Here is a 14,765-nt window from a genome sequence, read left to right on the forward strand (position 1 = left end):
GTTGAGAGGCGCCCGCCGATAAGGCCGGGCGAATGCATATGACCGAAATGACCCCAGTGAACCGCGCCGTGACCCAATCCAGCCCCGTCAAGCCCGCCCACCTTCCCGACGCCCAGACCGTCACCGAGGTCCACCACTGGACGGACCGTCTGTTCTCGTTCCGCGTGACGCGGCCGCAATCGCTGCGCTTCCGCTCGGGCGAATTCGTGATGATCGGCCTCTTGGGCGACAACGGCAAACCGCTGCTGCGCGCCTATTCCATCGCCTCGCCCGCCTGGGACGACGAACTCGAGTTCTACTCGATCAAGGTACAGGACGGCCCGCTCACCTCGCGCCTCCAGCACATCCAGGTGGGCGACGAGATCATCCTGCGCCCGAAACCAGTCGGCACGCTGGTGCATGATGCCCTCCTGCCCGGCAAGCGCATCTGGTTCTTCGCCACCGGCACCGGCTTCGCGCCCTTCGCCTCGCTGCTGCGCGAACCCGAAACTTACGAGAAATACGACCAGGTCATCGTCACCCACACCTGCCGCGACGTGGCCGAACTGGAATACGGCCGCCGTCTGGTCGCCAGCCTCAAGGACGACCCGCTGATCGGCGAGATGGTCGGCGACAAGGTGCTCTACTACCCGACGACGACGCGCGAACAAAGCCCGCGCATGGGCCGCATCACCACGCTGCTGACCGATGGCACCGTCTTCCGCGACCTGAACATCGACCCGATCACGCCCGAGACCGACCGCGGCATGGTCTGCGGCAGCCTCGCCTTCAACAAGGACATGAAGGATGTGCTCGAATCCTTCGGCCTGCGCGAAGGCGCCAATTCCGACCCCAAGGAATACGTGGTCGAAAAGGCCTTTGTCGGCTGATCGCCAGCCGCAGCTTTCCTGTTGGCGCGGCCCGCAACTGCGCCTAGGGTCGGGCGGCGGTGCCCAGGGCATTGCCCCTTGCCCGAGTTCCAATGCCCCCTGACACCGCGTCCCGACTCGTCATCCCGCTGCTCTCCGCGGCCAATTTCGTCATCGGCATGGGCGCCTTCATGGTGATCGGCGCGCTGGCGCCCGTGGCCGAGGATCTGGGCATCGACCCCGCCACCGCCGGCCGGCTGATGATCTTCTACGCCATCGGCTACGCGCTGCTCTCGCCGCTGCTGGTCGCCCTCACCGGCCGCATCGGGCGCCGCCGCGTGCTCGCCCTCGGCATGGCGATCTTCGCGCTCGCCAACCTGATCGCCGCGCTGGCTCCCGGCCCCGACACGCTCTTCGCCAGCCGCGTCCTGGCCGCCGCCGGGGCCGGGCTGCTCACCCCGGTGGCCGCCGGCGTCGCCGCCACGCTCAGCGCGCCCGAACGCCGGGCCTCCGCGCTCTCGGCGGTCTTCTTCGGCCTCACCCTCTCGCAGGTCGCCGGAGTTCCGGCCGGCGGCTTCATCGCCTATACCTTCGGCTGGCGCGCCGCCTTCGCGCTGGTCGCGCTGCTCTCGCTGCCCTTCGTCGCCCTGATCTGGTTCCGGGTGCCTGCCGGCCTGCGCGTGCCGCCGGTTTCGCTCGGCGATCTCGGGCGCACCCTGGTCAGCCCGCGCCTCCTCATCGCCCTGCTCTTCACCTGCGTCTTCACCGGCGCGACCTATGTCGTCTTCACCTATATCTCCCCCCTGCTCGGCACCCGCATGGGCTTCGGCCGCGACGGCATCACCGCCTACCTGCTCGCCTGTGGCTTCGGCGCCGTCGCCGGCAACCTGCTCGGCGGCTGGCTCTGCGACCGCATCGGCCCCGCCCGCACCCTCGGCTTGCTGACCCTCGTGCAAGCGACCCTGCTGCCCTGGTTCTCCTACCTGCCGCTGCCCGCCGCCCTGCTGTTCTTTCTGGGCTTCGCCTGGTCCGCCTTCGGCTGGTCCTTCAACGCCCCGCAGCAGATGCGCCTGATCACCCTCGACCCGGGCCGCGCCTCGGTCCTGCTCGCGCTCAACGCCGCCGGCATCTACATCGGCTCTGCCCTTGGCAGCTGGGCCGGCGGCGCCATCCTCGCCGCCCGCGGCCTCGACGCGCTCGGCCTGGCCGCCTGCCTCGGCGCGATTGCCGCGCTGGGCGTCCTGATCCTTGGAGAATGGGCTTCCAGACGTCCCGCCTGACCGCCTCTCGCGGCGAATGCGACTTGAACCGAACCCGCGCGATAGTTACCTTGCGCCCCTAGACAGAGAACAGCAAAGGATTGATTCCATAGCCCGCAGACCCCACAATGCGCCGCCGACCCGCGACACCGGCCCGCGCATCAACGACAAGATCCGTGCCCCCGAAATCCGCCTGATCGGCGCCGATGGCGAGAATGTGGGCGTCGTCTCACCCGCCCGGGCGATGGAAATGGCCGCCGAGGCAGGCCTCGACCTTGTCGAGATCTCGCCGAACGCCGCGCCGCCCGTGTGCAAGATCATGGATTTCGGCAAATACAAATACGAGACGCAGAAGCGCGAGGCCGAAGCGCGCAAGAAACAGAAGATCATCGAGATCAAGGAAATCAAGTTCCGCCCGAACACCGACACGCATGACTACGAGGTCAAGATGCGCTCGGTCTTCAAGTTTCTCGAAGGCGGCGACAAGGTGAAGGTCACCCTGCGCTTCCGTGGCCGCGAGATGGCGCACCAGAACCTGGGCCGGGAACTGCTGGAACGGGTGGCCGAGGACACCAAGGAGGTGGGCAAGGTCGAGAACTTCCCGCGCCTCGAAGGCCGCCAGATGGTGATGCTGATCGGCCCCTTGCCGAACAAGTAATTTTTCCGGCGGTGGGCGGGCCCCGCCCCGCCATTTCCGCAAAGATCCGGATACGAGACATGGGCGCCCCGCGGCGCCCATTGCTTTTCGCGCGACGGGCCTCGCCCCGCGGTCCGCCCGATGAAAAAGGGCGCCCCGCAAGGAGCGCCCCTCCAAATCCCGTCAAGAATTGCTCAGGCCGCCGCGGCGATCGCCCGCTTGGTCATCACCCCCACCAGATGCGCGCGATATTCCTTGGTCCCGTGCAGGTCGCCGATCATCCCGTCCGCCGGCACCTTCAGGTCCATCAGCGCATCGGTGCGGAATTCCTTGTTCAGCGCCTCCTCGGCATCCGCCCAGCGGAACACGCCCTCTTCCGAGGCGCCGGTGACCGCGACCCGCACGCCGTCGTCGTATTGCGCGACGAAGACCGCGACCAGAGGAAAGCGGGATGCCGGCTGGATGAACTTCTCGTAGCGCGCCCTGCGCGCGATCGGGAACTTTACCGCCGTGATGATCTCGCCCGGCTCCAGCGCCGTGGTGAACATCCCCTGAAAGAAATCGTCCGCCGCGATCTCGCGCGCATTGGTCACGATGGTCGCACCTGACCCCAGCGCCGCCGCCGGATAGCAGGCCGAGGGATCGTTGTTGGCGATGCTGCCGCCAATCGTCCCGCGGTTGCGCACCGCCGGATCGCCGATCCGCGCCGCCAGGTCGGCCAGCGCCTTGTAGGCCCCGGCGCCCGAGGCGACAGCGGCATGGGTGGTGCCGCCACCGATCACCAGGCTGTCGCCCTCCTGCCGGATCCCCTTGATCTCGGCGATGCCCGACAGGCTCACCAGCGTCGAGGGGCTCGCCAGTCGCGCCCGCAGCGTCGGGATCAGCGTCTGCCCGCCGCCCAGCGCCTGCGCGTCCTCGTCGCCAAGCGCCTTGACCGCCTCCGCCACGCTCGACGGCCTCACAAAATCGAAGTTGTACATCTCATCATCCTTCCGAAGATCGTCGGGGGACCCGCCCCCTGCCTCTTCTCTGGTTTCCAAATACCTCGGGGGGTCCGGGGGGTGGAACCCCCCGGCCGCCGCCTCACCCGTTCATCGCCGCCCAGACGCGCGCCGGCGACATCGGCATGTCGATATGCGTCACCTTCGACCCGCCCGACTGCAAGGCGTCGATCACCGCATTGACCACCGCCGGAGGCGAGCCGATGGCCCCCGCCTCGCCACAGCCCTTCACCCCCAGAGGGTTGTGCGTGCAGGGTGTCTGGCTCGAATGGTCGATCTCGAAGCTCGGCAGGTCGGAGGCGCGCGGCATCGCATAGTCCATGTAGGTTGCGCTCAGCAGCTGGCCGTCGCTGTCATAGACGCAGTTCTCCATCAGCGCCTGCCCGATCCCCTGCGCCAGCCCGCCATGCACCTGACCATCAACGATCATCGGGTTGATGATATTGCCGAAATCGTCGGCCGCCATCATCCGCTCGATGGTCACCTTGCCGGTCTCGGGGTCGACCTCGACCTCGCAGGCGTAGGCGCCCGCCGGATAGGTGAAGTTCGACGGGTCATAGAAGGCCGTCTCCTCCAGCCCCGGCTCGATATCGGCCAGCGGATAGTTGTGCGGCACGTAAGCCGCCAGGCAGACCGCGCCCCAGTCGACCGACTTGTCGGTGCCCGCGACCGAGAACTTGCCGTCCTTCAGTTCAATGTCGGCCTCCGAGGCCTCCAGCAGGTGCGCGGCGATCTTCTTGGTCTTGTTGATGATCTTCTCGGCCGCCCGCACCATGGCCGAGCCGCCCACCGCAATCGAGCGCGAGCCATAGGTGCCCATGCCCATCGGCGTGCGCGCGGTATCGCCATGCACGATCTCGACCATGCTCTCGTCAATGCCGATCATCTCGGCGATCACCTGCGGAAAGGTGGTCTCGTGCCCCTGCCCGTGGGCGTGGCTCCCGGTCATGACGACCAGCCCGCCGGTCGCGTTCACCCGCACCGTCGCGCTCTCGTAAAGACCCGCCCGCGCGCCCAGCTGCCCGACAAGGTTCGACGGCGCGATGCCGCAGGCCTCGATATAGCAGTTGATGCCAAGGCCCCGCCACTTGCCCTTCTCCTCGCTTGCCTTCCGGCGGGCGGCGAAACCGGCGATGTCGGCGATCTCCTCCAGCTTGTCCATCGTCCCGTGATAGTTGCCGGTGTCGTATTCCACCGCCACCGGGGTCGCATAGGGGAACTCGGTGATGAAATTCTGCCGCCGCAGCGCGATCGGATCGACCCCCAGCTCGCGCGCCGCCTTGTCGATCACCCGCTCCAGCTGGAACGTCGCCTCCGGCCGCCCCGCACCGCGATAGGCGTCGACCGGCACCGTATTGGTAAAGACCGCCCGCACGTTCACATAGATCAGCGGCGTCTTGTAGTTGCCCGCCATCAGCGTCCCGTGCAGCCAGGTCGGCACCGAGGTCGAGAAGGTCGACAGATACGCGCCCATGTTCGCCAGCGTCGAGGTCCGGATCGCGGTAAAGTTGTTGTCCTTGTCCAGCGCCAGCTCGATCTTCGTGACATGATCGCGCCCGTGCGCGTCGCTCATGAAGGCTTCCGACCGCGACGAGGTCCACTTGACGGGCCGGTTGATCGCCTTGGCCGCGAAGGTGCAGAAGGCTTCCTCGGCATAGTGGAAGATCTTGGTGCCAAAGCCGCCGCCCACATCCGGCGCGACGACGCGCAGCTTGTGCTCGGGAATGCCCAGCACGAAGGCGCCCATCAGCAGGCGGATCACATGCGGGTTCTGGCTGGTGGTGTACAGCGTGCTCTCCCCGCTCGCGCGGTTGAAGTCGCCCACCGCCACCCGCGGCTCCATCGGATTGGCCACCAGCCGCTGGTTCTTCAGCTCCAGCGTGGTGACATGCGCGGCTTCCTTGATCGCCTTGTCCACCGCCTCGCGGTTGTCTTCGACAAAGCCCCAGTCATAGCAGAGGTTGCTGGTCAGCTCGTCATGCACCTTGGCCGAGCCGTCCTCCAGCGCCTTGGCCATGTCGATCACCGCCGGAAGTTCCTCCAACTCGACCTCGATGGCCTCTGCCGCGTCGCGTGCCTGCGCCAGCGACTCCGCCACGACGGCGGCAATCGGATCGCCGACATGGCGCACCTTGCCGCGCGCCAGCACCGGGTGGCCGGGTTCCTGCATCGGATTGCCGAACCGGTCCGTCACCAGCCAGCCGCAGGGCAGTCCCCCGACGCCCTCGAAATCCGCGCCTGTGAAAATGCGCACGACGCCCGGCATCTTCGACGCCGCCTCGGTGTTGACGCTCACCAGTTTCGCATGGGCCACGTCCGAGCGCAGGAAATGCACATAGGCCTGACCGCGCAGGTTGATGTCATCGGTGTAATTGCCGGCTCCCGTCAGGAACCGCACGTCCTCGCGCCGCTTCGGGCTGGCGCCGATGCCGTGATCCTTGGGCATTGTCTGATCCTCCCCGCGCGACCCTCCCGGCCGCGCCCTGAATTATCGCCGTAGGGTGCGTGCTGTGCACGCACCGCCCCCGTTCACTCCGCCGCCATCGCCACGTCCTGACCGGACGCCGCCATGATCGCCTTGACGATGTTGTGGTATCCCGTGCAGCGGCAGATGTTGCCGTCGAGATAGTGCCGGATCTCGGCCTCGGACGGCTTGGGATTCTCCTTCAGCAGCGCCGCCGCGCTCATCACCATGCCCGGCGTGCAGAACCCGCATTGCAATCCGTGGTGATCCTGGAACGCCTGCTGGATCGCGTTCAGCGAGCCATCGGCACCCGCCTGCCCCTCGATGGTGGCAACCGAGGCGCCCTCGGCTTCCAGCGCCAGCATGTTGCAGGACTTCACCGAAGCCCCGTCCACATGCACCACGCAGGCGCCGCACTGCGCCGTGTCACAGCCCACATGGGTGCCCGTCATTCCCAGATTTTCGCGCAGGAACGTCACCAGCAATGTGCGCCCCTCCACCTCGCCACTGACCTCGCGGCCATTGACCGTCATGCGTACCTGAACCATTGGTGCCTCCCGTCCGTTCATTCCGTTGGGCCGAGTTAAGCACGCCCGTCCTGCGTTGAGAACCTGAATCTTGAACCCGCGCGGCAGCTTGTCACGCCTTGCTTTCGCCGCATCCCTGTGTGATCCTGCCCATAGACGTCCCCGCTGCATTACGGCATCCCGGGACGGCGCGAATTGTACGACCCCATTTTATTAAAATGCATTTGGAAGGAGGGACAATTGAATGTCCGATCTGAATTTCTTTACCGTTTCAATTCTGATCTGTCTCACCGCACTCGGATATGCCGTTGCCACCTACGGCATGAAACTCGCCACCGGCGGCATCAGCCCGCATGCTGCCGCGCTGGTCGCCCTCGGCCTCGCGGCCGCCGTCTGCGCCGAAATCCTGCTGCTCCGCAACAGCCACCTCAGCGTGGTGTACCTGGCCATCGTCGCCATCGAGACGCTGCTGGTGCTCGGCATCGCCGTGTGGCTTGGGGAAGGCCTCAACGCCCAGCAGATTGCGGGCGCCGGCCTGGTGCTCAGCGGCATGGCGCTCGTCCTCCAATGATGGGCGTGCTGCAATGATCCGCCTTTGTGACCTGTTTCACAGACCCCGGCGGCAGAATCGGGCCAGACAGGCCACACCTGCCAGAACGGAGTTCCCCATGCGCCTGTCCACCGCCACCTGCCTTCTGCTGATCTTCGGCCTGTGCTATACGGTTTCGGTGACCGTCCTGGTCCTGGCCATCAGCGCCTGAGCCGCCGGCCTCCCTCGGGGCCCGCTTATGCGCCGGCCGCCCCCGCCCGTCTCCTCGGGCGGGGGCTTACTGCGCCAGCTCGGCCACCCGCGCCAGATTCTCCCGGTGCACCGCCTCGTAGCAGGCGGCATACCGGCAGGCCTTTCCGGTATCGAACAGCGGCATCGCCTCGGCCAGCGACTCCGGCGCCCGCCCCGAGCGCAGCAGCGCGACATAGCGTTCTGTCGCCCCGATCAGCCCCGAGCCGAACCCGCCCTTGGCGATCACGTCCGGATCGCCGTGGTTCGGCAGGATATGCAGCGGCCCCAGCGCGCTCAGCCGCGCCAGATCGCGCAGATGGGCGTCGAACCCTTCGGGCTCGCCCACATAGGTCACCGTATCCTCCAGCGTGTCGCCCGCCAGCAGGATCCGCCGCTCGGGCAGCCAGAGCACCGTGGCATCGTCGCTGTGGATGTTCAGCTGGATCAGCTCGATCCGCTCGCCGCCCAGCGTCAGCGCCATCTGCCCCTCGAAGGTCTCGGTCGGCAGCACCAGCGGCGCAATCGCCGGCAGCCCGCCCAGCGTCCCCGCCTCGATTGCCGCCCGGTCCCGCTCCAGATGCGCCGCCGTCAACGCGTTGGTGATCACCCGGCAATCGGCAAAGGCCTCGGTCCCCGCCACATGATCCAGATGGCGATGGCTCAGCACCACGGTAAAGTCCGTGACCCCCAGCCGCTCCAGATGCCTCCGGATCGCCCGCGCATGATCGACCGTCACATGCGTGTCATAGACAATCGCCTGATGCCCGGCGACCAGCGCATAGCTCGCGATCCCCAGCGTCAGCGCGCCCTCGTCCACCCAGTTCGGCGTCTCGGCAAAGTGATAGCCCGGCAGCCGCCCGTCGTAATAGGCATAGACCCCCTTGGCCGGCGTCAGGATCCGCATCCCCTCGGGCAGTTTCATTCCGTCTCTCTCCTGCGCCCCGATCTCGGCTGCGGCCGTGTCGGGATTTCCTTCAGCAACCCGCCGACCCCCATGCCGGCGATATCCTCGCCCCGCACCTCGATCCCGCAGGCGACGCGCGACAGCACCCAGTCCGCCCCGTTCAGCGCGGGCGAGCGCGCACAGCCCGGAAGGCCGATCACGGGTCGCTCTCCCAACTGTCCCAGAAACAGAAGGTTCCCCGGATCCACCGGCATCCCGAACCGTTCCACCCGTCCCCCCGCCACCCGCACCGCCAGCGGCGCCACGTCGTCGATGTCGCTGGTCGCCGAGCCGGTCAGGATCAGCGCGATCTCCCCGCCGATCCCGCCCAGCGCCTCGGCCAGCCGCGCGGTCTCATGCGGCACCGTGCGCACCTCGGCCAGCTCCATGCCCAGCGCCTCGACCCGCCCCCGGATCGCGGCAATGCCCTTGGTGTTGTCCGGCCCGCCCGGAATATCCGTCACCACCAGCCCCGCGCTGCGATGCACTGGCGCCGCCAGCCGGATCGCCCCGCCCACCAGCGCCGCCGCCCGGTCCACATCCGCGCCCGGCACGGCGTAGGAGATGATCTTGATCGTCGCCACCATCCCCCCGGCCTCCATCTGCTGGAAGGCCGGCACGGTCGCCAGAGTGATCATCGGATGCACATGGTTCATCGCCTCGATGGCGGCCACGTCCAGCACCGCCACGCCCGGCCCCTCGGCCACCAGGTTGACCCGCCCGGTGAACGGCTCGGTCACCCGCAGCCCCACCGCGCCCGGGTCGGGCACTAGGGCCGCCGCGATGCGCCCGGCCGCCTGATCCTCGCCCAGATCGCCTGGCTCCAGCCGGGCGACCACAACCTCGTTGATCCCGGCCGCCACCAGCGCATCCACATCCGCCGCGCTCAGCACCAGCCCCTTGCGCAGCCGCCCGCGCTCCAGCCGCACCGAATGCGCCAGCACCGCGCCGGCCGCCTCCGCCGCCGGAACCGGCCCGAACCTCACTTGGCCCGCCCGCGCAGAACCGCCGTCATCTCGGCCAGGATCGACACAGCAATCTCCGCCGGTCCCGCCGCACCGATATCCAGCCCGATGGGCGCATGGATCAGCCCGATCTCGGCCTCGCTGAACCCCGCCCCTGTCAGCCGCTCCACCCGCTTCGCATGGGTCCGCGTCGACCCCAGCGCACCGATATAGAAGGCGCGCGAGCGCAGCGCCGCCTCGATGGCGGGGTCGTCGATCTTGGGATCATGCGTCAGCAGCACCAGCGCCGTGCGCGCATCCAGCCCCAGCTGCGCCACCGCCTCGTCCGGCCAGTCGTTCAGGATCGTCTCGCCCGGAAACCGCGAATCCGACCCGAAGGTCTCGCGCGGGTCGATCAGCACCGGGTCATAGCCCGCGATCCGCGCCATCGGCACCAGCGCCTGCGCGATATGCACCGCGCCCACCACGATCAGCCGCAGCGGCGGATTGTGGATGGCGACAAAGGTCGTCCCGTCCTCCTCGAACCCCGAGCGGTCCATGCGGAACCGATCGCCGTGGCCCTCGCTCGTCAACGACCGCGCCCCGGTCTCGGTATCGACCACATAGGCCACCGCCCGCCGCTCGGCCCGCGCCGCCACCAGATCGCCCAGCATCGCCGCGGGCAGCGCGCTGCCCACCGGCTCGACCAGCACCCGGATGGTGCCGCCACAGGCCAGCCCCACGGCAAAGGCATCCTCGTCGGACACCCCGAATTCCAGCATCCGGTGCTTGCCGTCGGCCATGGCTTCCATCGCCTCGACGATCACCGCGCCCTCGACGCAGCCGCCCGAGACCGACCCCTCGATGCGCCCGTCCCCGCCCACGGCCAGCTGCGCGCCCACCCGGCGCGGCGCGCTGCCCCAGGTCTGCACCACGGTCGCCAGCGCAGCGCCCACGCCATCGCGAAACCAGGTCAGCGCGGTTTCCGGAATAGTGTCGAAACGATCCATGTCGAGGCCCTCCCATCGCGCAGTATAAGCCGCCCCGCGCCGGTGTCTTCCCCCATTCGGCGGCCCGGCCCCGGTCACGGGGATATCAACCTAATCACGCCACTTGCCCGTGTCATCCCCCGGCGCAAACGAAAAAAGCCGCCCCCTAAGGGGCGGCCAGTCCGGGAACTAGGTCCGGGGGAAAACTGCTCAGTTCAGCAGCGGCGTGATCCGGCGCACCGCGACGCGGCGGTTGGCCTGTTCGGCGTTGTAGGTCGCCACCTTCAGATCCGCCTCGCCATAGCCCTGCACCACCAGGTTCTCCGGCGGCACCTGGAAATATTGCGTCAGCGCCAGCGCCACCGTTTCGGCCCGCCGATCCGACAGGGCCAGGTTCATCTCGGCGCTGCCCACCGCATCGGTATGGCCTTCCACCAGGAAGACCTCAGCCGGATTGGCCTGGATCGCCCCGCGGATTGCCGAGCCCAGCGCCGCCAGGTCCTGCGCCTGGGCCGGGCTGATCGCCGACGACCCGGTGTTGAACTTGATGTTCTCCACCGCGATCTCGGGCACCAGCTTGCGCACCGCGTCGATGTTGCGGATCTGCGCCAGCGAGAAGCTGCGCGCATAGGGGTTGCCCCCGGTCGCTAGCATCGCCCGCTGCAGATCGTCCGCGCTCACCGAATTGGTATAATCGAACGTGTTCGGACGCACCTGCGGTAGCTGCGAAACCTGAACCGGCTGACGCACCTTGGTGTCGTCGAACAGGCGCACCTCGCGGCCATCGGCCAGCACCTTCGTCCGGCGCAGCACCCGGCCATCGGCGGCGCGGATCGTCACCACCTGCGTGCCGTCGGTATAGGCCACGCGGGTCCGGGTCGAACCGTCCGAGAAGGTCTCGGTCTTCACCTGGCTGCCCGGCTGGCGCAGCAACACGTCATCGTCCTTCAGCACGCGATAACCTTCGTCGGTCTGAACGATCACCCGGTCGCCCGAATTCGACACGACCTTGTTGCCGTTCTTCAGCAGAGCACCCACCGCCAGCGCGCCAAGGCCCAGCAGGGCGGCTTTCTGGGTATTCGAAAGGCCGGACTTCTCGGTCGCGACCGGCGCGGTCTGGAACTCCTGATCGGCCTTGCGCACCTCGTTCTCGGTCACCGTCTCGGTGGTCACTTTGCCTTCGGCATCGCCGGTGGCGGCTACTTCGGCGGCCTGTGCCTCCTGCTCGGCGGCGACATCGGCCTGCGCCTGTGCATCCGCCGGCAGGACATTGCCCTGGGCCCGCGCGGCCTCACGCTCGGCCTTGCGCGCGGCACGGCGCTCTGCCCGACGTTCCTCGCGGCGCTGTTCTTCCTTCGTCAACTTAGCCGCGGTCGGCGCTGCGGCGTCCGCCGCCGGCTGTTGCGTCTGCGTCTGTTGAGTTGGCGCCGGGGCAGGCTGCTGGGTCGGCGCAGTCTGCTGGGTCTGCTGCGTCTGCGTCGTATCCGTCGCGGGCGGCTGAGTCGGCGCAGGCTGTTGCGTCTGGGTCTGCTGCGTCTGCGTCGCATCCGCCGCCGGGGCCGGGTTCACCGGCGCGGTGGTGGTGTCACCGGTCTGCGCCTGTCCGCTCACCTGAGCGTCCGTTTGCGCGCTGGTGCCAGACTGCTGTTCCGCCGCCTTCTGCGCCTGACGTTCCGCCTGGCGCTCGGCCTTGCGTTCCGCCTTCCGGTTCGCCTTGCGGGCCTCTTTCAGTTCGGCCTTGATGGTTTCCAGACGTTCGGCCTTTTCGGCCTCGGACAGCGAGGTATCCTGCTGAACCTCGGCCTGAAGCTGAACCAGCTCCTCGACGCTCATCTGCGCCATCTGTTCCTGGGTCACGTTCAGGGTCGCGGTCTGCGCCAGCGCCATCCCCGGCGCGGTCACAACGAGGGAGGCCGCCGTCAGCAGGGCCGTGGTCGATTTGAAAAAGCGATTCATGGCTCGCGCTATCCTTTCATATACTTCGGTCGCCGGGATAACGCGCATCCGTCACCCCGGGTTGCACGGAATATAAGCAGGCCGCCAAAGCCGGCGGAATTCAGCCGGCCAGCAGCGCGATCAGCCGGGCCTTCTCGCCCACGTCCTCGGGGCGCGAGATCACCCGAGCGAGATCCTCCATCGACGCCACGGAATGCCCCGCGCGGAAACTGTCGACATGCGGCAGCATTGCCGCGATCCCCCGCGCCCGGGGCGCGAAGCCGTCCCAGCGCAGCAGCGGGTTCAGCCAGATCAGCCGCCGCGCCGACAGATGCAGCCGCTCCATCTCGCGCGCCAGCGCCACGGGATCCTCGCGGTCCAGCCCGTCGGTGATCAGCAGCACCACCGCGCCCTGCCCCATCACCCGGCGCGACCAGTCGCGGTTGAAGGCGCGCAGGCAGCTGCCGATCCGCGTACCGCCCTCCCAATCCTGCGCCTCGGCCCCGGCCGCGGCCAGCGCCGCATCGACATCGCGCTGGCGCAGATGGCGGGTGATATTGGTCAGCCGCGTGCCGAAGGTGAAGGCATGCACCCTGGCCCAGCCCTGTCCCTTGGCATTCGACACCGCATGCAGGAAATGCAGCACCATTCGCGAATACTGGCTCATCGAGCCCGAGATATCGCAGAGCACCACCAGATTGGGCCATTTCGGCCGGGGCGTCAGCCGCGCGATGTCCCGTATCTCCCCGCCCTGCCGCATCGAGGCGCGCAGCGTGCGGCGCCAGTCGACCCTTGGCCCGTTCAGCGCGGCCATCCCCCGGCGCGAGGGGATCGGCTTCACCGGCAGGGTCAGCCGCGCCAGCATCCGCTTGGCCGCCGCGATCTCGGCGGTGCTCATCTGCTCGAAATCGAGCGTCCGCAGCCGCTCTTCCCCCGACATCGTGGCCGAGGCATCGACCTCGATAGTGGTCTCGTCCTCGCCCGCATCGGGCTCGGGGCCATCGGGCAGCATCCCGTCCAGCAGCGCCTCGGCCGCCCGTTTCTCGGCCGCCTCGGCGCGCCGCTCTTCCTGCACCCCCCGGATCGCCGGCAGCATCATCGCCATCATGTGCTCGAGATACCGCGGATCGCGCCAGTAGAGCCGGAAGACCTGCGCAAAGACCGCCCTGTGCTCGGGCCGGTTCACGAAACAGGCATGCAGCACCCAGTAGAAATCCCGCTTCTCGGTGAACCCCGCCACCTCGACCGCCCGGATCGCATCGATCACCCGCCCCGGCCCGATCGGCAGCCCGGCCTTGCGGAGCGCCCGCGCGAAATGGGTGATGTTCGCGGCGAGCTTCGGGTCGTCGGGGAGCGAGAGCGGGAGATGTTCCGCCATCAGACGCGCCGGGGGCTCTGCCCCCGGACCCCCGGGATATTTGGGGCAAGAGGAAGCATCAGGCGGGATCGAGCGAGGATTTCACCTCGTCCAGCAGGCGTTTCGCCTCGGACCCCTGCAGCTTCTGGATGTCGTCCTGATACTTCAGGATCGCGCCCAGCGTATCGGCGATCACCTCGGGGGAGAGCGCGATGACATCGAGCGCCAGCAGGCATTTCGCCCAGTCGATGGTCTCGGCCACGCCCGGTTTCTTGAACAGATCCTCGGTGCGCAGCTTCTGCACGAAGGCCACCACCTCGCGGCTCAGGCGCTCCGCCGCCTCGGGGGCGCGGGCGCGCAGGATCTCCATCTCGCGCGCGAAATCCGGGTAGTCGACCCAGTGATACAGGCAGCGCCGCTTCAGCGCGTCATGCACCTCGCGCGTGCGATTAGACGTGAGTATCACGATGGGCGGTTCGGGCGCCTTGATCGTGCCCAGCTCGGGAATCGTCACCTGGAAATCGCTCAGCGCCTCCAGCAGGAAGGCCTCGAAGGGTTCGTCCGTGCGGTCGAGTTCATCGATCAGCAGTACCGGCGCGCCATGCTCGTCCGGGCGCATCGCCTGCAACAGGGGACGCTCGATCAGATAATCCGGCCCGAACAGCTCGCGGTTCAGCACCTCGCGGTCGGCGCCGCCGCCCGCCTCGGCGGTGCGGATCGCCACCATCTGCGCCGGAAAGTTCCACTCGTAGACCGCGCTCGAGGCATCCAGCCCCTCGTAGCACTGCAGCCGGATCAGCCGTCGCCCCAGCGCCGCCGCCAGCGCCTTGGCGATCTCGGTCTTGCCAACGCCCGCCTCGCCCTCCAGGAACAGCGGCCGCCCGAGGCGCAGCGCCAGGAACACCACCGTCGCCAGCGGCCGGCCGCAGACATAGCCCTGCGCCCCCAGCATCGCCTGCACGGCGTCGATCGACTTTACCTGCATCCTGTCCCCTCCCGCGTCTTCCACCCACAGGACACCGAACCGCAGGGGCCGTCAACCGTGCCCATGGGGCCACGCCGCGCCCGGCCTCGGTTGAC

Annotated in this window: 13 protein-coding genes; 4 read left to right on the forward strand and 9 right to left on the reverse strand. The window is 68.0% G+C overall.

Annotation, left to right across the window (positions count from 1 at the left end; translation table 11 throughout):
• Window positions 1-47: 47 nt before the first annotated feature.
• From ACFO5X_RS08410 to infC, 3 genes are all read left to right on the forward strand, one after another.
• A complete protein-coding gene (locus ACFO5X_RS08410; protein WP_380717295.1) occupies window positions 48-869 on the forward strand; it encodes a ferredoxin--NADP reductase in 822 nt (273 codons plus the stop codon).
• Between the two features lie 92 nt (window positions 870-961).
• Window positions 962-2,128 carry an MFS transporter gene (locus tag ACFO5X_RS08415; protein ID WP_380716875.1) on the forward strand — a complete coding sequence of 389 codons (1,167 nt, stop codon included), beginning with the start codon at window positions 962-964 and terminating at the stop codon, window positions 2,126-2,128.
• 16 nt (window positions 2,129-2,144) lie between these two features.
• Window positions 2,145-2,765, forward strand: a complete 621-nt coding sequence (gene infC, locus ACFO5X_RS08420; protein WP_465269464.1) for a translation initiation factor IF-3 — start codon at window positions 2,145-2,147, stop codon at window positions 2,763-2,765.
• 173 nt (window positions 2,766-2,938) lie between these two features.
• On the opposite strand, the gene ACFO5X_RS08425 is transcribed toward infC, so the two are convergent.
• The 3 genes from ACFO5X_RS08425 to ACFO5X_RS08435 form a co-directional block, all read right to left on the reverse strand.
• Entirely contained in the window at window positions 2,939-3,724 is a 786-nt protein-coding gene (locus tag ACFO5X_RS08425; protein WP_380716877.1) for an FAD binding domain-containing protein, read from the reverse strand.
• A gap of 103 nt (window positions 3,725-3,827) precedes the next feature.
• Window positions 3,828-6,191 carry a xanthine dehydrogenase family protein molybdopterin-binding subunit gene (locus ACFO5X_RS08430; protein ID WP_380716879.1) on the reverse strand — a complete coding sequence of 788 codons (2,364 nt, stop codon included), beginning with the start codon at window positions 6,189-6,191 and terminating at the stop codon, window positions 3,828-3,830.
• Window positions 6,192-6,274: 83 nt separating this feature from the next.
• A complete protein-coding gene (locus ACFO5X_RS08435) occupies window positions 6,275-6,757 on the reverse strand; it encodes a (2Fe-2S)-binding protein (protein ID WP_380716880.1) in 483 nt (160 codons plus the stop codon).
• A 223-nt stretch (window positions 6,758-6,980) separates the two neighbouring features.
• On the opposite strand from ACFO5X_RS08435, the gene ACFO5X_RS08440 reads away from it, so the two are divergent.
• A complete protein-coding gene (locus ACFO5X_RS08440) occupies window positions 6,981-7,307 on the forward strand; it encodes a 5-aminolevulinate synthase (RefSeq protein WP_380716881.1) in 327 nt (108 codons plus the stop codon).
• A 256-nt stretch (window positions 7,308-7,563) separates the two neighbouring features.
• Here ACFO5X_RS08440 and ACFO5X_RS08445 read toward each other — a convergent pair whose 3' ends face one another.
• The 6 genes from ACFO5X_RS08445 to ACFO5X_RS08470 all read right to left on the reverse strand — a co-directional run bounded on the left by ACFO5X_RS08445 (window position 7,564) and on the right by ACFO5X_RS08470 (window position 14,670).
• Window positions 7,564-8,439, reverse strand: a complete 876-nt coding sequence (locus ACFO5X_RS08445) for an MBL fold metallo-hydrolase (protein WP_380716882.1) — start codon at window positions 8,437-8,439, stop codon at window positions 7,564-7,566.
• The gene (locus ACFO5X_RS08450) at window positions 8,436-9,446 is read right to left on the reverse strand and encodes a molybdopterin-binding protein (protein ID WP_380716884.1); all 1,011 of its coding nucleotides are present in this window, start codon (window positions 9,444-9,446) and stop codon (window positions 8,436-8,438) included. The genes ACFO5X_RS08445 and ACFO5X_RS08450 overlap by 4 nt, the downstream gene beginning before the upstream one ends.
• Window positions 9,443-10,414 (reverse strand): XdhC family protein, encoded by a 972-nt coding sequence (locus ACFO5X_RS08455; protein WP_380716885.1) that lies wholly within the window; start codon window positions 10,412-10,414, stop codon window positions 9,443-9,445. Before ACFO5X_RS08455 ends, ACFO5X_RS08450 begins: the two co-directional genes overlap by 4 nt.
• Window positions 10,415-10,603: 189 nt before the next feature.
• Window positions 10,604-12,349 (reverse strand): OmpA family protein, encoded by a 1,746-nt coding sequence (locus ACFO5X_RS08460; protein ID WP_380716887.1) that lies wholly within the window; start codon window positions 12,347-12,349, stop codon window positions 10,604-10,606.
• Window positions 12,350-12,449: 100 nt separating this feature from the next.
• On the reverse strand, window positions 12,450-13,706 hold the full coding sequence (locus ACFO5X_RS08465) for a vWA domain-containing protein (RefSeq protein WP_380716889.1): 1,257 nt from the start codon (window positions 13,704-13,706) through the stop codon (window positions 12,450-12,452).
• A 58-nt stretch (window positions 13,707-13,764) separates the two neighbouring features.
• Window positions 13,765-14,670, reverse strand: a complete 906-nt coding sequence (locus ACFO5X_RS08470) for an AAA family ATPase (protein ID WP_380716890.1) — start codon at window positions 14,668-14,670, stop codon at window positions 13,765-13,767.
• Between the last annotated feature and the right edge of the window lie 95 nt (window positions 14,671-14,765).

It is taken from the genome of Seohaeicola nanhaiensis (assembly GCF_042654245.1).
Classification (GTDB): domain Bacteria; phylum Pseudomonadota; class Alphaproteobacteria; order Rhodobacterales; family Rhodobacteraceae; genus Seohaeicola_A; species Seohaeicola_A nanhaiensis.